Raw genomic sequence first — 23104 nt, forward strand, 5'->3', positions numbered from 1 at the left:
AAAAAACTTTTAGTTTTACAAAGGGATTATCTCATGGTTTTAGGTGAAAAGCACGGTACTAACTATTTACCGTATACAAAAATCCAGCGATTATACCAAGCGTAAAAACGAAGAAGGCCGCTAGTACTGCGCTAGTGACCTTCATTGTTTATACGCTCTTTTCTTCTTTCACAATATATTCCCTTAAATACTTAAACGGAAACGGAACAACCGTTAACATTCCATACCTTACAAACTCTACTCCCATAAGTGGCAACACTTTCTTAAAAATTAACTTGCTGCCTTCTACCGCCTGTATCTCACGCACTACGCTGGCTCTCTCAATTGTGTATTTCATTCCATTACCAATTTCACCAACTGAATATTTTGCATGCGTATCATCATAATCAAAATAATTAATGTCTATATTTCCGGAAAGATACTCGCGTCTCTCTTCTTCTCCACGCAGGTAGGCATATAGCATAATACCGGTATTCTCAAAAACATAGCGCACAACTTCTTTCTTTGTTGTAATTCCTTTGAATAATCCCATTACATTGGCTTTCGTGTATTCTGCATTCACGTCGATATGCGGGATAACTATATCCAATTCTGCGTGTACTTTTATTTTATCTGTTGTATCCATTACTAGACGAAGCCAAGTTACTACGTCTTTTCCTGGAAATCTACCTTCACTAGCTACATTCTTAAGCACATCACCCATCGCAGTATAATCAGGCATAGAATACATATTAGTATCCTTTATAAGATTAATATTACCCTCTGCATCTTTTACTAGACCTATAACTCCTCTATAATCATTTTTATTTTCTTCATTCAAACCGAAATAATCCATGTATTTATCATACTCTGTCATGGTAAAAAGATTTCGTTTCAATGCTTCAATTTTAAATGAACCGTCCGGATGAATGGTCATGAAGTAATATGTACCGTCTAAAACTACACCAAATAACCAGTCTGCTTTATATCCGTATTGACTCCAATCCACCAATGTAATTTTACCAGTAGCAATGTCCTTCTTAATTACAAGCTCTTTCAGAATATTATAAACTGCCGCTGATGATTGGTGTTTAAAATTCTCTACTGTAATATGCTGAACAACATAATCCTCCATGCTTTCTTGATGCGGGTCCACTTCCGAATCTGAATAGAAAGATTTATCATGTATATATCGTACGTTAAGCTTCTTCTTTGATAATCTTTTACCAACGCTGCATTTTGCCTCTGGAATAATTTTATTAATACCATCCGCTACATCCTGCAAATAATCTTCAGAAGTTTCAGTGTGTACAGCATCCACTATATTAATTCCAGAATTCAAAACTTCCTTTTTAACAATATCCTTATATAACTCCAACGACGCACGCTTATATTCCAAAACTTCGTCAATACTATATTGTTTAAATTTAACGCGAATATACTTACCAAATTCATCATGTAAGGCATTCAAAATATCATATAAAACACCCATCTTGGTACATGAAAACGTTTCATAATCCGTAAAGTCAAAGAATGTAATGCTACCCCTTTCACCATCTACGGGTTTTATAATAAAGTTTTCTCTACGGTCTTTATTTTCATTAGATACTCGTTTTAAAGTATTATTGTTATAACTAAACTCATATTGCGGAAAATCCTGTAACTTTCTTTTTTCAAATTTCATTTGCTTTTTAAGTGCCAGTGATGTCAACCTATGTGCTACCAATTTTACACACATATCATCTCCGATTTTCACCTCAAGGCACTGCATACCCCAAATAAAATTCTCCTTATCCTTATTCAGCCATGCAGGTCGAAAACATAATAATTTCCCTGACAGATTATTAAAAGATATCATTTCATCAACCGGACTCGTTAGCGCATTCAAAAACAATTGTGTCAACAAATACTCCGGTATACTGCTACTTGTCATAGATTTTATAGACAAACTATCTCCATCCTCTTTTGCATTCAACAAACGTACAAACTCAGCTCTGGAAATAGCGTTTTTAGGAAGCATAACCCAAAAACTCTTTCCGCTTTCAAATTGCAGAGCTGATATCTTTATATCATCAATATCTAGAAAAGTAGCTCCACCTTTTATATATTTATCCGATGTTGTAACATAATAAAAATCATAATCTTTGTCAATGTTGGAATATTCAAACGAAGCCAGGAGTTCATTCGAATAAAGTTTCTTTATACTCATTGCAAATATCCCTCCCGATTTATTTTTGCTATGATTTCTGTTCCTATTTCTTTTCTATCCAACCGATATAAATATGGTATCTCAATAATTCTACCATTATCACTAGACGTAATCTGCATATTGTGATCAAGCATAATATTGATTATTACCGCTCTCTTTCCTCCACACTTATCTAGCTTTTCCAGGACGTTTTTCTTTTCTTCTTCCGCAGATATTAACATGGTTTCTTTCCATAACTTGAAATCAACATACACGCCATTACCTAGGGTATAATCAAACAATTCAAAAAACTCCGGTGGCATTTCCTGCAACGTTACTCCTGCATATTGTTCTAAAATATATTTACCAACAACTTCGCCTAAGGCACCTTTATAAATATTATTAAACATAGGTGGCGTCAATATAAACTCACTAGGAACAAAGCTCGTTGCATATCCATGCTTTTCAAACAATGCTTTCACTCCTGGGATTTGCATAATCTCTTTCAAATGCACCTCATCCTCTGACATCTTTCGTGGAAGACTACCGTCAAACTTGATATTTATATTTTTATTATAGTCTCCTTCTTGCTCATAAGAATAAGCTGTAATTTCTCCCGGCGCACACATATATACAAGCTGATATTGCGAATTCTGTTCTACGTTTTTTCTGCTTAGTGTAGGCCTCATAAGGCATAGCTCACGCAATGCTTTCCAATAATCTATACTATCCTCAGTCCAATTGCGCTTCAGCTCATTTATAATCTGCATTGCCTTCAGTGCTAATGTTCCGGCACGATTTTCCATTACGGCAATATCCGAATTTTCATTTGCCTGACCATTATAATATGTTTTACCCACTTTAACTAATTCTGCAAATTCAGGATTCAACATTCGTTGCTCCACAACAGACAAATCGTAATCTGTTAAAATGGTATTATCCACATAAATATATATATCCGGATTCTTAAGACCAGTTCTACATATTCTTCCTACTGCCTGTATTAATGTTCGAATCGCAAAATTATTTACAGAATCTGTTTTATATGGTTCTCCCTTTTTTCCCGAAAAAGTATATCCACCACTGAAGCATATAAATGCATCTTTAATTACTGCAATCCCATCTTTACGAGAAACTTCGCCTCTTTCCATCAAGAATTCCATCTGATATACAAAACGAATTAAATCTTCAGCTTCAATTCCCTTTTTGCTATCCACATTCACCAGAAGATTCGTCGGCTTCTCAAGATATATGCAATCGAAATCCTTTTCCATATCTCCTCTATCGTAATCATTAACTGCTACAATAGTAGCATTCCCCGGTGCTTTATATTGCAAATTTTGTCCCGCACCAACTGTATTATAGGAAGATATAACAAAGAGTTTTTCTCCCTTTGACAATCTCTGTATAAACTCCGCACGCTTAGCATCATAATCTTCACTATTTATACTGTATAACAAGTCTTTACCTTTTAATCCCTTGATACCATAAAGCTTAATAATAGCGTCTGCGAATTCCTCTAATAATTTAATATCAAAAAGCCCCTTATTCTCCTGCGGCAATTTATTATTAAGACACAAGAAGGATTTAACCGAATCATTTAAGATAAATGCCTTCATTACCTTTACAACACGAATAAAGTTATTCTTTGCATATTCAACGCGCTCAAATGATATTGATAATTTTTCCGCATACTTCTTTATAAGTGCTTCGTTTCCGTTAAATATCTCTGATAATTCAACTCTATCATCCGCATTATAAGAAACTGGCTCCACATGAATATTTACTTTATCATAGTTTGCAACAAAAGTTTGAAATGACTCCTGTAATCTACACCTATCTGCTTCTGGCATCACATAATATTTATCCTGCAACATCCTTTGAAGATATTCTAAGTCATAATTGCCAACAACCGTTTCAAGTGTTGCGGTAGCTGAAATACCTATAATTTGAGCCTTTTCAGACAAGTGAAGTAAAATACGTTCTGGCGAATCCTGAAAATCAAATAATTGAATCTCCGAACGCATACTGTGATTAGGATCATCTATAAAATCATAATAGCGAAATCCCCTATTATAGACAGAGCGGTCAAAATACTTTAACGACATTTTTCCATTGCTGTCTTTTTTATCTTTCTTCGACTTTACCTGGCCTCCCATTACGATAGGCTTCAAATACCTTATCTGTTCTCTTGATAAATGAAACTCTGTCAGCACTGACTCAATTGCATTTTCAAACGTATAATCATCGTCACCCGACCTTTTATCCTCATCCTTATGATGCTTATAATTAAACGAAAGATTTCTAGCTCCGTTCTGAAAATAAGTCAAGCAGCCTTTAACACTGGCAAGCAAACTTAATACGCCACCATCTTTCTCTGTTGGTCTTCTTTTTGTAAAACGCAACCAGTTCTGTTTTGCCTTCATATCGGTATCTATATCAATAAAAGCATTTTCTCCCTCAAATACCGAATGAAACTGTAAGTCATTGAAAATAAAATTACGACTTCTATCGCCCTTACCATCTTCTTCTGTTTTGAAGCTATATTGCATCGCAAAACGGTTATATGTTTCATCAAACACACCACCAAATCCTTCTATAATTTCCATAGGATTTTTCGCGTTTTTTTGTTCATCAAGATATACTTGTTGTAACTTCGATGCAGTAGTAAGCTCTGCCGGAAAATCTCTCGTCTTCAAAGATGCATATACACGATGAAACAGACCTAAATAATCAATATGATTTTCTAAGCCTCTTGTTATGATCTGATTAAGTAACCTGTCTCTTGTTGCATCAAACTCATCTATAAAAATAATTGCATTTTTTGTAATATCATTATTGTAAAAGCTATATGTAGGTTCAATAATAGTAGTGTTTCCCAAGAAAAACTTATCCATTGACATAAAAAATATTCGCTTCGCTCTCGTATATACCGCCGGATACAATTCTCCTATCCAATGATATTCCGGATTATTAGCGATATTCTTTAACTTTTCCTTTGGTGTTCTGAACTGCTTCAGCTCGCTTTCTATCACCTTACGAAAGGCACCTTCCTGCTGCTTACGAATTGCATCCTCTGCGTTCTTGCATAAAACATTTATAATGTCCTTACTGGTTCCTTTTAATTCACGTTTTTTATCTCTGTATTCGTTTAATAGTTTTACTGAACCATGTAAATCCTTAAATTCTTGTTTCATAGTGATTGCTGCTGGAATTTTTCTGGCACGATATAACTCATCCAATTTTTCTACAACCATATCTGCATTAGCTTCTATTCGCAAACAATATTTATCATAATCATCTGCTTTACCGCGCTTTGCAAAATGTTCACGCAACTCCTTATCCGGCAAATTTTTCTTAAGAGTTGTAACAAAAAAAATCTTCTTATCCTTGAATTCCGGCGAATCATAATAGTCGACCATAAACTCAAGTACACTATATGTTTTTCCGAAGCCGGTCGGCATATCTAGCAAGAACAATCCCGTATCCGTTGACTTGCAAAAATTTACAATCGCCTGTTTCATAGTATCCTCCAAGTTTTTCTTAGTATGGTGTGAAGATTAAAGTCCTTCAAAAGCTTTTCTCTTACCTGTGCTGTTGCACCAGTATCTGTAAGTACACTATCCGGAAGAACTACACCAACACGTCCACCTGTTTTTACAATAGACATGATATGCTGTAAGAAGTTAACCTTATTATCGGATGTTTTTACAAACTCAGGTCTATTAGCTGCAACCTCCACACTTCCTTGAGGTCTTGTTCCAAATGGTGGATTCGCTAGTATCACCTTGTACATCTTATCTGATGTATCAATAAGAGAATCCTGATATGCAATAGGGCTCTTGTTTACACCGATATCATGTAAGTAAAGATTCATTGATGCAAGTGTTACTACAAGTGCAGTATTATCTGCTCCAAATAAAGCATGATTCTTAAGGAACTTCTGCTTTTCAATATCCTTGCTCTGTCTCTTCATATGCCCATAAGCTGCAAGCAAGAAACCACCCATACCACACGCAGGATCGGTTGCCCTTACAAAATTGATACAATCACACGATTTCCCCTTTTGTACTCGTGAACGATGAACACTATGTGCATTATGAACGATACGCACAGTGTGCAAGATGTGTGCATAATCGAACGATAGCTTTTGTGCGCACATCGGCAGGTCTCCTTTTCTAGGATTTAGGTATTGCAAACTAGAATTTGTCAGCCTAATTGCTTTTTGATTTCAGCTTTCACTTTATCCAAATCACTGCAAGTCAAGATTGGAATCAGCCGGTTGATTTCGTCAATGCTCCTATCCCACCACTTGAATCTCAGCAGCAATTCAATCAGTTCATCGTCAAAGCGTTTTTGAATTGCTCTTGCAGGATTCCCAACGACCTTCGTATATGGTGGAACATCACTTCCCACAACGCTGTTTGCACCAATGATTGCACCATCTCCAATGTGAACGCCGGGAAGGATTACCGAATTTTGCCCGATCCAAACATCATTTTCGATAACGGTATCTCCTTTTAATGGCAGATCCGTCTTTGCAGGCGGCGACATTTCCCATCCCTCCAAGGTATAGAACGGGAATGTAGAGACGGCGTTCATCTGATGGTTTGCACCGTTCATCACAAACTCAACTCCGGCGGCGATTTGACAGAACTTTCCGATGATGAGTTTGTCATCATTCCACTCGTATAAGTGTGAAACATGACTTTCAAAATCCGAATCGGCAATATAAGTAAAGTCCCCGACAATAATATTCGGATTTGTAATCGTCGGCTTCACATATATTTCTTTATCATACCCTGCAATTGGATGGATTGTATTGGGGTTTGGGTGTTTTCCGTCTTTCATCTTAACTACCTCTTCAAATTCCGATTGAGATTTCACCTGTTTTAAGAGATTTAATAACTGTTATATTTTGTTATTAAATTCTCCGCAAACCCTTGAAAACACTGGATTTGTCGCAGGTGAGCTTTCCCTTATTTTTTCCCTTGTGTTATATCGTCCCATCAGTGTTTATGAACTCTGATAAGGGCAAATACAAGGGCAAAAAAATTATATAAAACAGTATAACATAAAATAAAAGTGACATGGTGGACTGATTGAAATGCTTCTTAATTTTTGCTACTAATGATTGATTAAATGATAAGGAGATGGGATACGATGAGAACAATATTTGCAGAATACAATCCACAACGAAACAGCATTGACATTTATACAAATGTTGGCTATATGCTTCGCATTGACTGCTGGGAAGCCGAAAAGGATTTAAAAACCACACCCGGATCAGACTGTGCATTGACTTCACTTGCAGTCGATGAACCACTTGAATATGCGAGATTATATCTTGAGGGCAATTTACAGATGTGGGTAGGTGCTATCCCTGATACCTTATTCTTTCTACCAGCGTTTCTTTTTTCAGATTACTGCTTAAAACGCAGGAAAGTACAATCTGCAACAGACCGACCAAAAAAATCATAATAAAAATTGGTACGATTGGAACATGATAGATATTCATTCCAAATATTCCATTATGTTTTGCATAGGAAAAAAGTGCATAGCCGAGCGGCAGACCAATGATCAAAGCTACGCATATGGTACCAACCGTAAACATCATTCCCTGTAACTGCAGACATAAATTTAATTGTTTATTTGTCATACCCACAGCCTGTAATACACCATATTCCTGCTTTTTTGTCGTAATATTCATGATTATGGTGTTTGCCATATTCATAAAACCGATGAGTCCTACAACCGCCATAAACAGATAACAGCCAAGCTTCATCATGCGAGCTGTGAATTCTGCAGATTGTAACTGTGCATGATAGGTATCCATTTTTATATGCGAAGTATTAGAAATCAAAGTATTCAGACTCTGTTCCACAGATGCAACATCTTTTTTATCACAGTCCACCCACAGATAGCCATAGGCTGTTCCCCTCGGATTCATGGAACGGTATACACCTTCCGGAATGACAAGATAAGTGTCCGCGCTTACAAAGGATCCTGCAATCTTTCCCTGATAGGTATAGGTTTCACTTCCATTCTCAAAGTCAAATGCAATGGATTCACCCGGAGCATATCCATCTTGTTCCATCCACATCAACCAACCAAAGAAAATTTCACCATTCTTTACCGCCTGATCATAGTCCATAGAGCCAATATCCCCGTCTTGGCGCATAAAATCAAAATCATTTTTACTCACAATATCAGCCGGAAATCTTGTTCCGTTCAGATTTACAGAGACAATCTCTCTCGTCATGACATCTGTCACTCCTGGAATGCTTTTGATTTCTTCAATCATTGAATCATTCAATGGATTATCCGTCAGAATCGTATCCAGATTATTCTCCGGATATCTTTCATCGTACTCAGCAGAATAGTCAAGCTGCAGTTCAAATTGTCCATGATTAACGGAAAGACGTGCTTCATGCTCCGTATCAATATTTCCTACATAATTAGAGATAATCACAAACAATGCGCAGGAAAGCCCCAGTGTGAGGATGGTACCAATGGTTCTTTTTGGATTACCCGTTATATTTGCCATTGCCATAGAAAACACGGTGACATTTTTTCTGCCATTTCGTTTTCCTTTTTTGTGTGTTTCTGCATTTTCTAAATACCGTGTTGCTTCGATAGGTGAAATCCGTGAAACAATTTTCATTGGTTTACGCAGCGCCAAAGCAACGGTAAAAAATGACACGAAAATACATAGAAGCATAACAGGCAGGGAAAACAGTGGCATCTGCTGATTTTGGACTCCCATAGAGCCAGTTCCGGTTGATACAAGTTTTCCCTGTTCTACCAGCCAGTTAAAACCGCATTTTGCAATCAGAAAACCAAGAAGCAATCCAACTGGTATTGAAGAAATTGTCAAAAACATACCCTCTCTGAAGATCAGTTGTTTCATCTGCTTTTTTGTCGCTCCCAGAGCCTTGATTTTTCCATACTCCTGTATCTTGTTGGCAATACCAACCTGAAAAATATTATAAATGACCACAACAGAGAAAAGTACAATTGCAAAAATCAAAACCCCGCATACCGCAATCGTTTCATAACTCGGCTGCAAGACCCATTGCAAATAGAGATCATTGACTATAACGTTTTTTTCTTCGATCCCACAAGCTGCTGCAATCTGCTTTATAACCGAATCAATATTATTCATAGATACATTTGCAGAATCATTTAAAGTAAAATAAATATTATACTGTCTGTCATTCTCTGCGACGTGCTCATCATAAAACTCCTGTGACCCGAAAGCAACATAAGATGCCTCGATGGTATACTTATCCCGATCATATAGGATTCCGCTGACAACAAATTCTTCCGGCTTATATTCTGACTGCATCCCTGCGCGGTAATCCAGTGTAACCGTATCTCCGATCTTTACATCACCATACCCCATTGCACGAAAAAATGCTCTTCCTGCGGCAATTTCCTGCATTTTTTCCGGATACTTTCCTTCCTTCAACTCATATTCTTTATTATAAGGAAGCATTTTTCTTGCAGTCTCATCCATGCAGACAAACCCGCCTTTTTCATTGCCTTTTATGATACCTTCGGTGCACATAGTGCCTGTAGCATCTATTTCCGCACGGCGGTTTACTTCTTTTAACTGCGATCCGTCTGCGGAAACAAACAGACCATAATTGCTTCCATATGATCCTGCCGCCTGACTTTTCTGTAAATGAATTACCCCATTTCCCACAGTACTGATGATAACAAGCAGCATCGTGGTCAGACAGATTGCCATCATGATCAGTATACTTCTTGTCCTGTTCCTTTTGTCATTGCTATATGCAATCCTGCTTATTGTCTTCATCTGAAATCCACCACCTGTCCGTCCTCAATCACCAGAATACGGTCAGCGACCTGTGCAATTTCGTCATCATGGGTAATCATTACAATTGTCTGTCCATATTTTTTTGCTGTCATCTTAAGCAGAGCGATTACCTCATCACTGGTCTTAGAATCAAGATTTCCTGTCGGCTCATCTGCAAATATAATTTCCGGACGATTCACCAGTGCTCTTGCAATTGCTACTCTCTGCTGCTGTCCTCCGGATAACTGATTTGGCAGATTATAAATCCGGTTTTCAATCCCCAGAGTTGCAATAATATCATTTACATACGCTTCATCCACTTTTCTTCCATCCAGCCCCAGTGGCAGTACAATATTTTCCCAGACATTAACAGATGAAACCAGATTAAATGCCTGAAAAACAAATCCGATTTTTCTTCTGCGGAAAACAGCAAGGGCATCTTCCTTCATCCTGTATAAATCTTTCCCTGCTAAAGTAACACTGCCTTTTGTCGGGGTATCAAGCCCTCCAAGCATATGAAGTAATGTACTTTTACCGGAACCTGACTTTCCAACAATTGCGACAAATTCTCCCTGCTCAATCTGAATGTCCACCTGATTGACCGCTTTGACCTGATTCTCACCTGCGCCATAAAACTTACAAAGCTGCTTGGTTTCTAATATCACACTCATGTGTTGCCTCCTTTTCAATTCTGTAAAGCGTACCTTTTCAGCACGCTTTCTTTGCCTGTTTATATATTTGGTCATTTTTCAACCTACATCCAAATTGTATCAGGACAATCTTTCATTTCACTTTCAAAAAACGAGCAGAAATCTTACAGAATTGTAAGATTTCTGCTCACTTAAAATTTAACCAACATATGGTAATTGAATCACAAACGTGCTTCCTTTTTTCTTTTTGCCGGAGGTTACCGTAATCGTACCTGCGTGTTTTTCGATAATTTCTCTCGATAGAAAAAGTCCGATTCCTGTACCACTCTTTTCCATGACCTCCTTGGAACTTCCTCTGTAAAATCGTTGGAAAATTTTGTGATACTCATTCTGCGGAATACCAATTCCCTGATCCTCAATTTCCATTCTTACAAGATCGTTTCTTTTTTGTAACCGGATAAATATTTTTGAACCACACGGACTGTACTTGACCGCATTATCCAGAACGTTGATCACAGCTTCACCAAGCCACCTTTTATCCTGCATAATCGTGCATGTTTCCAGCTCTTTTTCATAGTCAAAAACGAATTCAATTTCTTTCTCATCCGCTTTAGGATAAGTGCGGTTCACAGCAGATATGACAGTATCCATAAGCGGAAGTTTTTTCTTATTAATCTGAATCAGTCCAGTTTCCATCTTGGATATTTCAAGAAGCGACTGCAATAATGTCTCCAGTCCATCCAGAGCACTCCGACAACGGATACGAAACTCCTCCTGTTCTGTGGCACTTAAGTCATTCTGCATCAGCACACTAAAACATGTATCCAAAGCTGCAACCGGTGTCTTTAACTGGTGAGAAATATCAGAAACCATTTCTTTCGTGTTCTCCTTTTCTGCCCTTGCTTCTTCCTTTATCAACTGAATATGATGTCCGATTGCTTCAAGCTGGTCATTCAATTTTTCCAGTTCTGCATGATTTTCCGTTTTCAGTAAATCATCAAATTTATTTTCACGGAATCTGATCAGAATTTCTTCCAACTGGTCTAAAATTTTCTGATGACACGCATCTTCTTTTTTCTTCCAATAAAGTAAAAAAGTCAAAAGAAGCACGCATATCACAATGCTTACAGCACCGGTCACCATAACCTGATGCCGGAATTGCGAATAAAATGCATTCCCTTTATTCCCCCAGTATCCATATTGCTCCAATAATCGCCTTCCCTGTTCGTTAGTTTCAATATCCTTATCCTTAAGCAATTCCGAAACAGCATCCAGCCCGGAAAATTCTTCCTTTGCAGCAATCTCTGTCATAAGATTCATTTTATATTTATAATCTTCATAAAACACATACGTGGTAAAGCAATTTAATATTACAAACACTAATATGACCGGCAATACCAAAGACAAGGCTGATGTGAGTTTCCTGTGATATCTCTTTGTCACTGCCTTACCTCCTGATTCCATATATACCCAAGACCTCTGATATTCTTTATATAGACCGGTGCAGCCGGATTGTCTTCAATTTTCTCACGGAGTCTTCTGATATTGACAGCGATTGTATTTTCATCCACAAAATCCCCTTCCAGATCAAACACATTTTCCAATATTTGTGTTTTTGAAAGAATCTGTTTCGGATTCTGAAGAAAAAAAGTCAGCATTTTCAACTCCGTTTTTGTCAGACTGATTTCACGACTCTTTATCAGGACTTTCATTTCTCCTGCGATAAATACGATATCTCCCGAAATCATCTTTCCGGCTTCCGTTTTCTCCTGTCTGCGGCGGAAATGTGCTTCTATTTTCAAAAGAAGTACCGAAAGACTAAACGGCTTTGTAATATAATCATCTGCCCCTGCTTCATATCCCATGACCTGATCCATCTCCTGATCTAGTGCTGTAAGACAAATAATGTATGTATTATAATTGCATCTCATCCACCTTACAAATTCCAGTCCATTCCCATCCGGAAGATTCACATCACAAATGGTAACATCCACATTATTATCACTTGCAATTCTTTTCGCTTTTTTCACTGATTCTGCTGAAAAAACCTCATATCCGGATTTTTTCAGTGAGAATGTAATTCCACGATTTAAATTTTCATCATCTTCAACCACGAGTATACCTGGCATAGCATCTGCACCTCTCTTTATTAACTATTCATCTTAAAATGCTTCAATGCCTCCACAATTGCACTCTCTTTATCTTCTGGACACTGCGGTTGCCTGCTATCTTCATTTTTAGGTAAATTATAATTCTTTCCAACCTCAATTCCGCATTTTCTCTTTACCTGTGAGATATACAGATTGGAAACCTTCATGCCGGCTTTTGTTTCAGTTGGGACAAAAGAACCACAGTCTCCACATGGCTCGATAGGTCCGGATTGATGTCGGTCATCGGGAACCTATCCAGACTAATATGGTATGTACCAAAATATCTCCGTTTGTTTGCGGAAACATATCTACAAATTCTGTAGCAGAAAATTCTTGATACATTCCGCTATCCATATCACAGCCTAAACCTCACCTGTTCACGGAAAAAGTTCAACTTTTTTATTCGTTTCTACTATTATAGTGATTCAAACATAAAAGTCAAATTTTGCAAGGAACCTCCATCGCCTCAACCTTGTCCGTTCTTCCTACAAAAACAGGTCAACAGCTATTTTTCGTCCTAACTGATAGCCAGGTTTCCATGCACTCGACCTTATCATACCTGAAAATCCAGCATTGAAAGAGAGGACCGATCCTATTACTTCTTCGCATTCTCTTCCAGTTCCAACATGTATTTATCAAAGTCAGACATGAACAATCTGTCCTGAATAACACGATACTTTTCAAATTCAGTCTCGGCTTTAGCCTTGGCAATCTCTGCCGTGATCTTTCCTGCATCCTGAAGGACCTCTCTGTCATCAGCCATCAGGAATAGATCCAGACGCTTTGCCCAGTCCTCCATTGTCATCGGAATGTAACGTTCTGCACGATCCTCGGCCAGATCCAGATAAGCAGAAACGATACGCTCTAATGAACGCATTTCCTGCTCTGAAAGATAATTCTTCGCAACACTCACATCACTTTTTACAATCTTTCCTTCCGGTGCTGCTGCCCACGTGGTCAGCCCCATATGTGGCTTATCAGCATCTGCTCGCTCATAAATCAACTCTGCTGCCGTATGTCCGTGAACTGCATAATGCATCTTGTTCTGCACCTTGGCAAAAAACTGCTTTGTTGTTTTGGATGTGCGGTCGTAATCAAGAGCTGTAGCATAGATGTCCGTTATCTTCTGATAGAATCTACGCTCAGATAAACGGATCTCACGAATCTGCTCAAGCAAACGATCAAAATATTCTGTTGTAAGCACTGATCCACCATTTTTTAGACGTTCGTCATCCATAACCCAGCCTTTGATGGTGTAGTCCTTGGCAATTTGATTGACCCATTTACGGAACTGAACCGCACGCTCTGAATTTACTTTAAAGCCTACTGCAATAATCATCTCCAAGGAATAGTGATTTGTGCTGTAGCTTTTTCCGTCAGCGGCAGTTATCCGAAATTTTCGGATAACTGAATCCTCTTGTAATTCGCTATCACTGAAGATTTTTTTTACATGATAATTTATGGTGCGAACATCCACATCGTACAACGTGGCCATCATCTTCTGTGTCAGCCATATATTCTCATCCTCATAGCGCATCTCAATGCTGTCCTGCTGATCACCGACAGAAGCAACATAAGTCAAATATTCTGCAGCGCTGGAACGGATGGTTATTTCATCTTTTTTCTTTTTCAAATAAGAGACCTCCTTCTGCTTTCTTCTCATTTCACCAATTGAAAATCACAACAAAATTGATGGCTTTAATATTTCTTTGCAAGTCCAGAAAAATGTGACTCCACAATTCTATCCATCTGATTAGCAATCTCCGCAAAAGGCTGGTTCAAGTCTAGAGTTTTAACACTTATCTGACTTCCATGCATTTGATACACATTGTCCGGTTGTATTTCTTCTTCTGTCTTTGCATAGAGAAGCATTCCAGAAACTGTATTTTTCTCCTCTCCAAATTGATAACTCCGATTTTTTACGTATGTAAAAATCTGATACAAATTATTGGAATGAATCGTATGTTTATCAAACTGGGACTGTGTTGTGTGACTATAGTATTTTGCGTCAATAATAAGTACAGTATTGCCACGTTGCAGATGAATATCACTTTGCATGACCGGAAGCATGGTTCCAATACCATCATCCAGTGACCACGGAATCTGTGATGCACTGACAGATAATTCAGGATAATGTCTGCTGTAATATTCCAGAATAAATTTCTCATACAACCTACACATACGTTGCTCATCTACGAAAGAGGCTAACCTATAGTCACCTGAATCTGTTGTAATAAGCATCCCCTCAATAATCAACTGGCAAATACTTACAAGCATTCTATATGTTTGATTGTTACGCTGAAAACGAATGGACGACCATTTAATTCCTGTTGGTTCTATTATCTCTACATTTGAAAAATACAACATTTTCTTTTTTAGATCATCTTTGTATTTTGCTTGCACTTTTCCATTGCGTAAAAGAAGCGTAACAGTTGTTTTCAGTATTTGATTCAGTAAATTGTTTTCTGACAACTCATCAAAGTCGCAAGTAAGTACCCTTTTATGTGCCAACCTATTTTTAATTGTACCCGGCATATTTATTTTGCCGCGCATAACTGAAAGTTCTTCCTGACGACTTATGTATTCTCTATATAGCCCTTGCTTTAACTGCAATCCAATTCCCTTAGACAGAATCGCTGCCAGCAGATTATACATCTCGTCAAAAGACTCTACTGCAACATCTTCATAGGTTTCTTGGTTCAGTGCCTGAAAAGTATAAGAAAGCATATGATAAATATTATTGATTAAAATGCTCTTATCCTTTGTCATTGAAATACACCGTGCAAAATATTCTCCCAACGTTGCAGTTTGTCTGTATCATCAAACCAGTATTCTGCTAACATAGGCAACACATCAAAATCAACCACATCTTGCATCCATTCTTCTGTACACTCATCTGTGTTACAGAAATAGCTATGCCCAATACAGAAACCTTTACCAAGTGATTTATCTTTAGCAATTTCTTGGTTCAATTCCTTAATACGGTCAATCAGAGTATTGAATGTGTCGTTTGCGAATCCTTCCTGATATTTAATAAAACCTTCTGAATCAAATCCCGGTTCCATATCAAAGAAGCTAAAACGACGACGAAGTGCGTAATCAATCATCGCCAGACTTCTATCAGCAGTATTCATCATACCAATGATATGTAGACGCTTTGGGACAGAGAAACTTAGGCCATTGTAGGCTAATGTTGCTTTCGTATCTCTATAATCTGCCTCAATTAACATGAGTAACTCACCAAAGATCTTACTCATATTTCCACGGTTGATCTCATCAATGATAAAGAAATAATCTTTATCAGGATGGTTTGCAGCCTTTTGACAAAATCTATAGAAAATACCATACTTCAATTCAAATCCATCTTCAACCGGCTTATACCCCATCATGAAATCTTCATAGGAATAATTTTGATGGAATTGCACAAACTCTATGCGATCATCATCCTTCTCACCCATAATCGAATATGCAAGTCTCTTTGCCGCAAATGTCTTTCCAACACCTGGAGCACCTTGAAGAATAATATTTTTCTTCTTTTTCAAAACTGCAACTAAGCGCTCATACTTTGCTTCAGTCATATATACATCATTTAAGAACTTTTCTTTGTCATATTTTTCAATACTATCTGCTGCAGGTGGTGCTGGATTTTCATCACGAATCATGTCATAAATGAAATCATATTCACCCTTTGTCAGTTTGAACAGACTACCCTGCGGATTACCAAAGTACTCCATCTTTTCAAGTTCTGGACAAGCTTTCAGAGTTGCATAATCAATTGGAGAAGACAGCCCTTCTACTTTTTCAAAATAAATTGATTTTCCATCTTGTTCCGCACTAATTTTGAGAATTGCAACTACCTGCTTTACCGGTGTGGACTCATAGCCGATTATCATATCTCCAGCCTTTGCATCTAAGAAATTCTGAAAAATACGCCGTTTATTGCCATTATCATTATATAATGTATAATCCTGTACTTCTCCAACTGGCATGCTAGCCATACTCCATATTTTGGGATTTGCATTCAAAAACCAGTATCTATGATCTTCTTCTCCTTCTTCATCTTGCGCATACAAAAGGACTTCTGATAAATCGACTTGATCTAGAGCTTCTGCTAATTCATCACGAAGTTTCCAAACATAAGATCCTTCTTCATCTTTTGCAGCATTCTTACCAACATATAATACAGGCCAAAATCGAGAGTTTTCTTCATCTCTTGCAATTACTGGACATCCAGTTTTTTGAACAATACGTCTTGCCAATGCAACAGATCCACTATTATAAAAGTTCTTGGTTTCTCCATATTTCACAGCAAGCTGAGTGCAAGTAGCCTTTCCACCATAATCCTTCATTCGTTTCATGATTTCGAGACTGCTCTCATTAAATACGTCTTTATCTGTCAGAAGCTCTAACCAATCCTCTACCGTTAATGCCGGAGTATAATCAGTCGGCCACCACTCATCCGCTTTAGGACCTGGTTCCTCCTTGTTCCAATAGCGAGAAATAAAGAAGCCCACATCTATTGTAAGAGTTCGTAATTCAGGATCAGCGTAACATGTAGATGTCAGCTGAGAATTAAGCAGATTTTTAAGTTCATCATCCTGCTGAAGTTCAGCACAAATCTCATCATAAAATGCCACAAAATTCCTGATGTTATCAGCATAAGCACCCTTTTTGAATCGATAATCACTTTCCAGCTCCGACGAGACAGCTTTTACTTCACTCAATTTGTAGATGTAATATTTATCCGGATATCGAAGCCATAAATATGTCATTATCGCATTTTCATACTGGTAATGCTGAGCCGCTCCATTGCCATACCTCTCTAATAACGTATTAGATTTATTTTTGAAGCTGGCTACTCTCTCGTATAAATCCTTGCTCTCATCATACAGTTCAATATACATTGAGCGTACTTCTTCTGGCGCAATCTCTGCAAACTTGGTAATCATTCTTGCTGGGAAGTTATTTACCGATGTCAACAAATTAGCCGTCTGAGCAAGTGACTTTGTTAGCATCTGTGCAAAATCATCTGAATTGACATCCCAATTTAACTGAAAGCATTGCACAGCCTCCCATTTATATTTTTCATTAGGCCACTGTTGTTGCACAAAGCGTTTTTTGTACTCTACCAGCACTTCTTTTAGTCGAAATTTATCGAACACTGTCTTTCACCGCCTTTATACTGATTCTCTAAGACTTTTATAAATCTCATCAGAAAAAATTCCCATCACCTGATGTTTCATTTCATCATTTGACAACAACATTGAAAAGAAATCTTGATTCTGTGACAATCCTTCAATAAGTGCATCATCAATATCATCAAAATAAGAGAACTCAAAGTCTTGCTGTGTATTATTCTTAGCACTTGTTTTAAGTTTATCTGATTTCATAAGGATATCTCTAATCTGCAGCATAGCCTTTACAACAACATCGTTATCATAGTTCTTGCCAGTCTTGCTGTTAATCTCATCGATTATTTCAGACAGTCTCTTTTCTTTATCCTCACTCAAACCAAAGTGTTCCGCCGTTGGCAATTTCATTACCGGCTTTGCAACCAGATCAGATGAAACATGTTCTTCACCCTTTTTCTGAACAAATTGAGAGGCTTTGATCTTTCCATCTAAATTAAAACCACCACCCGGATGCTTAATATTGATATAAGCTAACAGGTATGAAATAAAGTTATATTTCTTGTGCAAATCAGTATCTTCAAAACTAGAAACTTGAAGCAAAAACTCATAATAACGAACAAATCCACGCATATCTGCCACAGCTTGACGCTGTGTTTCATATTCATAATGTTCCAGTAGCTTCTTGCTTTTCTGCAGGAAGAATGTCAATCTTTGCTTCTGTTTTCCTGTTACTTTCTGTGAATACAATATATCATTTGCAGCTTCAATGTCAGCCGGATCAAATAATGCATAGGCATCAATAGTAGCTTCCAAGTCGTAAATTGCATTAGGCGTTACTGAATTTGCCAGTAATGTTGTGGTGTAGTATGGAGCAAATGCAGCTTTGATATCCTCGTATGTATTTACAAAATCCAACACAAATGTCTTTTTATCATATGGAGCACAAATACGATTCAGTCTCGAAAGTGTCTGGACAGCATTAACACCTCTTAGTTTTTTCAGAACATACATTGCGCACAGTTTTGGCTGATCAAAACCTGTCTGATATTTATTAGCAACCAAAAGCACTTGATAATTATCTGTATCAAATTCTTTGGTGAGTCTATCCTCCGGAAAACCATTGATAGATGCCTCTGTATATTCTTTATCATCATCCGGTAGTTTTACTTTTCCAGAAAATGCAACCAGAGCATGAATTCCGTCGTAACCTTTCTTGGTAATGTACTCCTCAAAAGCCTGTCTATATTTAACAGCACCTTGTCTGGACGCGGTAATAACCATTGCCTTAGCCTGGCCACCCAGTTCCTGCATTACCGTTGTTCGGAAATGCTCAACAATTACTTCTACACGCTGTGCAATATTAGTATCATGCAATTCTATAAAGCGTGCAATCTGCCTCTTTGCCGCATTCGTTTTACAACGAGGATCGTCTTCGATTTCCTTGTTAAGCTGGTAAAAAGTTGAATACTCTGTATAGTTCTGCAGAACATCAAGAATAAAGCCCTCTTCTATAGCCTGCTTCATCGAATAAACGTGAAATGCTTCTCTCTGGCCATGCGTATTCAAACGACCAAACAACTGAATTGTTGTCGGCTTAGGTGTAGCTGTAAATGCAAAAATTGATACATTTGCTTGCTTACCGTTTCTTTTGATTTCACTTGAAATCATATCTTCAACATCTGATTCAGTTTGATCACCAGAACCAAGCGACATTGTTACCGCAGCCATATCTTTACCTGCAGTAGAAGAATGTGCCTCATCAATAATTACTGCAAAACTTTTATTCTTAAGGTCCTTTACACTATCAACAATATACGGGAACTTTTGAATTGTGGTTGCAATAATCTTTGTATTACCATTCAATGCAATCGCAAGGTCAGCTGAATTGCACTTATCGTCCATAACACGAATCAATCCGGCCTTATGCTCCATTCCCATGATTGCTTTTTGAAGCTGACGGTCAACAACAACTCGGTCAGTGACAATAATGATGTTGTCAAAAATTATCTTGTTTTCTTCGTCATGAAGAGATGTTAAACGATGTGCCAACCATGCTATAGAATTTGTTTTTCCAGATCCAGCGCTATGCTGAATCAAGTAATTCTGTGCAGTGCGATTTTCTCTAACATCGGCAAGCACTTTTCGAATAACATCCAGCTGGTGATAACGAGGGAATATCAAATTCTCAGAACGTTTGATTTTCCCGGTCTTATCATCTACTTTTTCTTTTGTCTCGACAAAAATAAACTTACTTATTAAGTCCAAAATCGTATCCTTTGTAAGGATATCTTCCCACATATAAGATACGCTATACTTATCTTCAAACGCAGGATTTCCAGCACCAGCAGTTACACCTTCTCCGTTTCCCATATTAAAAGGAAGGAAGAATGTAGCGTCACCTGCGAGTTTTGTTGTCATATACACTTCTTCTAAGTCCATAGCAAAGTTTACCAACGTACCTGCTTTGAACATAAAAAGACGTGTTTTGGGGCTACGGTCGGTTCGGAACTGATAAATTGCATCCTGATAAGACTGCCCAGCTGCATTGCACTTAAGTTCAAATGCAATAATAGCTAGTCCATTCAAAAAGATAACAACATCAATTCGTTCTTTATCGCTGGCCCACACTTCCTCCATTGCAGAGAAAATATTCTGTCCATACTTTCTAGTCAAATCTGGATTGAATGTAGTTGCCGGTTTTGTGTACATGAGTTCCAGCTTCTGATTAGAAATTTCGATTCCATGCTTCAGCACATCAAGAAGGCTGCCACGAGTTTTTGTCGTTTCAGCATTGATAAAACTAACAATCGTCTCTTCCAAATCAGACTTATATATTTTTCTCAGATATTCCATCGTTTCGTGCTGAGTATCTTCTAGAAACTTAAAGAGCATCTCACGGTCAACTGCAAAATAACGATCAAAGTCACTTGCCTTACGAACAACGTAACCATTATCCTTTTCCAGTCTTTCAAGAAGAAATTTCTGATATTCTTTTTCGGAAAGAATTGATGCGTGATGAAGAAGCTTCTCGCTGTATGAAGCAACTCGTTTTGCAGCATTTTCTGCATGTTTTTCCGCATCCAAGTTCGTAATATCAATTATCGTTTTATCATCCATTGATTATCCCTCCTTACTCACTTTTCAGCCGTTTGATTAGTTGACGTGCAAAAAGCAAAGCAATCTGGTCGCAACTATACTTGGATGAGTCAATCGCTTGTATATCCGCTATAGATGGATACTTTTCTTGTAACTGTGAAACCGTAATGTTGTGCAAAATCGGAAGAATCAGCTTCTGTCCATTTCTATTCTGTCGATTTAAAAACTCATTCAATTCACGCTCGGTCCACTCTCGATCAAAGAAGTTTTCCGAAATAACGATAATTGCAAACTCTGCTTTTTTCGTGCCGTTCAGAATACGATCCTTCCAATTATCTCCCCACTCCAAAGACTCTTTATCATAAAAAATCTTAATCCCCAGTTTGTTTAATGACTGATATAATTCTTCAATCAAATCTTCTTTGTCCTTGTTAGCATGGGAAATAAACACATCAAATTCAGGCAAGGTTTTTGCCTGATACTTTGGTACACTAACCATTGAAATTCCGTTCATTTTATTTATAAAATCTTGGTCCTTACTGATGCTCTCCAAACATCCAACGAGATTTTTGTAAGCATCCAGATTTCTATGAAACAGAATTGTTTTCATGCGGTCGCCTAATGGATGTTCTTTAAGATAATTATTGTAAAAAATCTCTACATCATTGATCCATACTTCACTCGGACGATTATATTCGTTTATATCCGTACCGATTGCCGCTGCATTAATTGGGCTTTTAATAGAATGAGTCCTTTCTAGCAGATTATTAAGTTGTTCTTCAAAAGTAGCCATTAGACAACCTCCTTCTTCCCAGTTACATACTCAAAGATGAGTGATTTCTTATATTCGTCAAGTGTTGCAAGCTGCTCTTTCTTATCAGAGATAACATCATCCGCCTTTGCAAGCACTGCATCGACATGTTCAACAATCGCTTTTTGTTCATCCAGCGGTGGAACAGGATATGAAAGATCCGCTAACTTGTTCCAACGCAAATCACAAGAACGAACTCGAATTCCGGTTGCCAGTGCAAGGAATACATCACTGTACGCCATGCTACGAAGATAGTACATAATGTATCGCTTGTTTTGGTTGGTATCTAAAACATTAAGCACAGGTGACGCCTTGCCTCTTGAATCAGAAATGCCAATAGCGCCTGCAAAGCCGTCCATACCATGTACAACCAGATCACCGATATCAATGCCTTGATAACCGATTTCTTTATCAGACATCGTAAAACCATCTTCACGTCGATTGCTTCTCAGGGTTACCTCACCATCGCGGAAACAGGTTATTACACCATCATCATCACGCACCGGCTTCTGCATATATCGTAGAATGTACTTGCCACGAATAACCTCCCAATGTGAAGGCATATTGCCAATCCATTGAATCCCGCTGTCCTTCATCTCGGCATCGGGATTCAGTCCTTTGGTGACAGTTTCGGTGATAACAGACCGCTTGTACTGCTCCAGCGTGTCGATCTGAGTTTGAATGTCGGTGGTCAGCACATCAATTTCAGCGCATTTAGCATCGAGAAAATCGGCAATGCGGTGCTGCTCACCTGTTGGAGCAACCGGTATAAAAAGGCCGCCAAACTTATCCATCGGAATGCGCATTCGAATTGTATTCAATTTTCCATTTCCAGATTCTTTAATAAGAATGCCATTTCCAAGTCCAAACAAACTGCGTTGAAACATCGTTGTCTGAAAGATATAGTTATAGTAGCGTACATCTTCCTTTGCATTCCAAGGGCGAAGCATATAATAAACAGGACTAACACAACCAAAATATTGCGACAGCCCCACAGAGCCAGACAATATATTCATGCTATTCATTACGATATCCCCAGGATAAGCCAGTCTGTATGCACTCACATCCTCTTTAGGTTTGTTTCCTCCACCTTCTTTTTGATCGTATGGAATGACGCCTTGTTTAGCAGTCAACGAAAGAATTTCTGTTGTCCTAACAGGATTATTTTTCTCAACTCGTTCTTGCAAACAGTATTTTATTTTTCTTAGTTCCCAATTGGAGGGAAGCTCTCCCAACCAAGAGATTCCACTCGCTTTCATTTCTCTCATATCAGCAC

The 23104-nt window shown here is 37.9% G+C and carries 15 protein-coding genes and 1 pseudogene; 1 reads left to right on the plus strand and 15 read right to left on the minus strand.

The genetic code is table 11. The features are described from left to right. Positions 1 to 148: 148 nt before the first annotated feature. The 4 genes from LKD46_RS12665 to LKD46_RS12680 are packed head-to-tail and all read right to left on the minus strand — an operon-like array spanning position 149 to position 7018. Positions 149 to 2188 carry a hypothetical protein gene (locus tag LKD46_RS12665; protein WP_110103424.1) on the minus strand — a complete coding sequence of 680 codons (2040 nt, stop codon included), beginning with the start codon at positions 2186 to 2188 and terminating at the stop codon, positions 149 to 151. Beyond that, positions 2185 to 5691, minus strand: a complete 3507-nt coding sequence (locus LKD46_RS12670) for a hypothetical protein (RefSeq protein WP_110103425.1) — start codon at positions 5689 to 5691, stop codon at positions 2185 to 2187. Before LKD46_RS12670 ends, LKD46_RS12665 begins: the two co-directional genes overlap by 4 nt. After that, positions 5688 to 6329 (minus strand): HsdM family class I SAM-dependent methyltransferase, encoded by a 642-nt coding sequence (locus LKD46_RS12675; protein WP_110103426.1) that lies wholly within the window; start codon positions 6327 to 6329, stop codon positions 5688 to 5690. Before LKD46_RS12675 ends, LKD46_RS12670 begins: the two co-directional genes overlap by 4 nt. A 47-nt stretch (positions 6330 to 6376) precedes the next feature. Then, complete coding sequence (locus tag LKD46_RS12680) at positions 6377 to 7018, minus strand: CatB-related O-acetyltransferase (RefSeq protein ID WP_055166451.1); 642 nt, start codon at positions 7016 to 7018, stop codon at positions 6377 to 6379. Positions 7019 to 7330: 312 nt separating this feature from the next. Between LKD46_RS12680 and LKD46_RS12685 the strand changes: the two genes are divergently transcribed. Further along, on the plus strand, positions 7331 to 7648 hold the full coding sequence (locus LKD46_RS12685; RefSeq protein WP_227574206.1) for a DUF6061 family protein: 318 nt from the start codon (positions 7331 to 7333) through the stop codon (positions 7646 to 7648). On the opposite strand, the gene LKD46_RS12690 is transcribed toward LKD46_RS12685, so the two are convergent. The 11 genes and pseudogenes from LKD46_RS12690 to LKD46_RS12750 all read right to left on the minus strand — a co-directional run bounded on the left by LKD46_RS12690 (position 7545) and on the right by LKD46_RS12750 (position 23096). Continuing rightward, complete coding sequence (locus tag LKD46_RS12690) at positions 7545 to 9989, minus strand: ABC transporter permease (protein WP_110103427.1); 2445 nt, start codon at positions 9987 to 9989, stop codon at positions 7545 to 7547. The two genes, LKD46_RS12685 and LKD46_RS12690, sit on opposite strands and share 104 nt — an antisense overlap. Next, positions 9986 to 10660 (minus strand): ABC transporter ATP-binding protein, encoded by a 675-nt coding sequence (locus tag LKD46_RS12695; protein WP_006426335.1) that lies wholly within the window; start codon positions 10658 to 10660, stop codon positions 9986 to 9988. The genes LKD46_RS12690 and LKD46_RS12695 overlap by 4 nt, the downstream gene beginning before the upstream one ends. A gap of 177 nt (positions 10661 to 10837) precedes the next feature. Then, on the minus strand, positions 10838 to 12103 hold the full coding sequence (locus tag LKD46_RS16565) for a sensor histidine kinase (RefSeq protein ID WP_110103428.1): 1266 nt from the start codon (positions 12101 to 12103) through the stop codon (positions 10838 to 10840). Then, on the minus strand, positions 12079 to 12768 hold the full coding sequence (locus LKD46_RS12715) for a response regulator transcription factor (protein WP_008120506.1): 690 nt from the start codon (positions 12766 to 12768) through the stop codon (positions 12079 to 12081). The genes LKD46_RS16565 and LKD46_RS12715 overlap by 25 nt, the downstream gene beginning before the upstream one ends. 20 nt (positions 12769 to 12788) lie before the next feature. Continuing rightward, positions 12789 to 12959: pseudogene (locus LKD46_RS16780) on the minus strand (tRNA (uracil-5-)-methyltransferase); the annotation flags it as partial. A 425-nt stretch (positions 12960 to 13384) separates the two neighbouring features. Then, on the minus strand, positions 13385 to 14422 hold the full coding sequence (locus tag LKD46_RS12725) for a virulence RhuM family protein (RefSeq protein WP_110103429.1): 1038 nt from the start codon (positions 14420 to 14422) through the stop codon (positions 13385 to 13387). Between the two features lie 65 nt (positions 14423 to 14487). After that, the gene (gene mcrC / locus LKD46_RS12730) at positions 14488 to 15558 is read right to left on the minus strand and encodes a 5-methylcytosine-specific restriction endonuclease system specificity protein McrC (RefSeq protein WP_110103430.1); all 1071 of its coding nucleotides are present in this window, start codon (positions 15556 to 15558) and stop codon (positions 14488 to 14490) included. Continuing rightward, positions 15555 to 17951 carry an AAA family ATPase gene (locus LKD46_RS12735; RefSeq protein WP_110103431.1) on the minus strand — a complete coding sequence of 799 codons (2397 nt, stop codon included), beginning with the start codon at positions 17949 to 17951 and terminating at the stop codon, positions 15555 to 15557. Before LKD46_RS12735 ends, mcrC begins: the two co-directional genes overlap by 4 nt. Before the next feature lie 15 nt (positions 17952 to 17966). Continuing rightward, positions 17967 to 21038 carry a type I restriction endonuclease subunit R gene (locus LKD46_RS12740; RefSeq protein ID WP_199579969.1) on the minus strand — a complete coding sequence of 1024 codons (3072 nt, stop codon included), beginning with the start codon at positions 21036 to 21038 and terminating at the stop codon, positions 17967 to 17969. A 13-nt stretch (positions 21039 to 21051) separates the two neighbouring features. Beyond that, positions 21052 to 21810, minus strand: a complete 759-nt coding sequence (locus LKD46_RS12745; RefSeq protein ID WP_110103432.1) for a toll/interleukin-1 receptor domain-containing protein — start codon at positions 21808 to 21810, stop codon at positions 21052 to 21054. After that, positions 21810 to 23096, minus strand: a complete 1287-nt coding sequence (locus LKD46_RS12750) for a restriction endonuclease subunit S (protein ID WP_110103433.1) — start codon at positions 23094 to 23096, stop codon at positions 21810 to 21812. The genes LKD46_RS12745 and LKD46_RS12750 overlap by 1 nt, the downstream gene beginning before the upstream one ends. Between the last annotated feature and the right edge of the window lie 8 nt (positions 23097 to 23104).

Source organism: Blautia fusiformis, assembly GCF_020686995.1.
Lineage (GTDB): Bacteria > Bacillota > Clostridia > Lachnospirales > Lachnospiraceae > Blautia_A > Blautia_A fusiformis.

Bases quoted from the DNA above. Each gene is read 5' to 3' on its own strand.
- LKD46_RS12665 (WP_110103424.1), bottom strand. From the start codon at position 2,188: ATGAGTATAAAGAAACTTTATTCGAATGAACTCCTGGCTTCGTTTGAA.
- LKD46_RS12670 (WP_110103425.1), bottom strand. From the start codon at position 5,691: ATGAAACAGGCGATTGTAAATTTTTGCAAGTCAACGGATACGGGATTG.
- LKD46_RS12675 (WP_110103426.1), bottom strand. From the start codon at position 6,329: ATGTGCGCACAAAAGCTATCGTTCGATTATGCACACATCTTGCACACT.
- LKD46_RS12680 (WP_055166451.1), bottom strand. From the start codon at position 7,018: ATGAAAGACGGAAAACACCCAAACCCCAATACAATCCATCCAATTGCA.
- LKD46_RS12685 (WP_227574206.1), top strand. From the start codon at position 7,331: ATGAGAACAATATTTGCAGAATACAATCCACAACGAAACAGCATTGAC.
- LKD46_RS12690 (WP_110103427.1), bottom strand. From the start codon at position 9,989: ATGAAGACAATAAGCAGGATTGCATATAGCAATGACAAAAGGAACAGG.
- LKD46_RS12695 (WP_006426335.1), bottom strand. From the start codon at position 10,660: ATGAGTGTGATATTAGAAACCAAGCAGCTTTGTAAGTTTTATGGCGCA.
- LKD46_RS16565 (WP_110103428.1), bottom strand. From the start codon at position 12,103: ATGGAATCAGGAGGTAAGGCAGTGACAAAGAGATATCACAGGAAACTC.
- LKD46_RS12715 (WP_008120506.1), bottom strand. From the start codon at position 12,768: ATGCCAGGTATACTCGTGGTTGAAGATGATGAAAATTTAAATCGTGGA.
- mcrC (WP_110103430.1), bottom strand. From the start codon at position 15,558: ATGACAAAGGATAAGAGCATTTTAATCAATAATATTTATCATATGCTT.
- LKD46_RS12740 (WP_199579969.1), bottom strand. From the start codon at position 21,038: ATGGATGATAAAACGATAATTGATATTACGAACTTGGATGCGGAAAAA.
- LKD46_RS12745 (WP_110103432.1), bottom strand. From the start codon at position 21,810: ATGGCTACTTTTGAAGAACAACTTAATAATCTGCTAGAAAGGACTCAT.
- LKD46_RS12750 (WP_110103433.1), bottom strand. From the start codon at position 23,096: ATGAGAGAAATGAAAGCGAGTGGAATCTCTTGGTTGGGAGAGCTTCCC.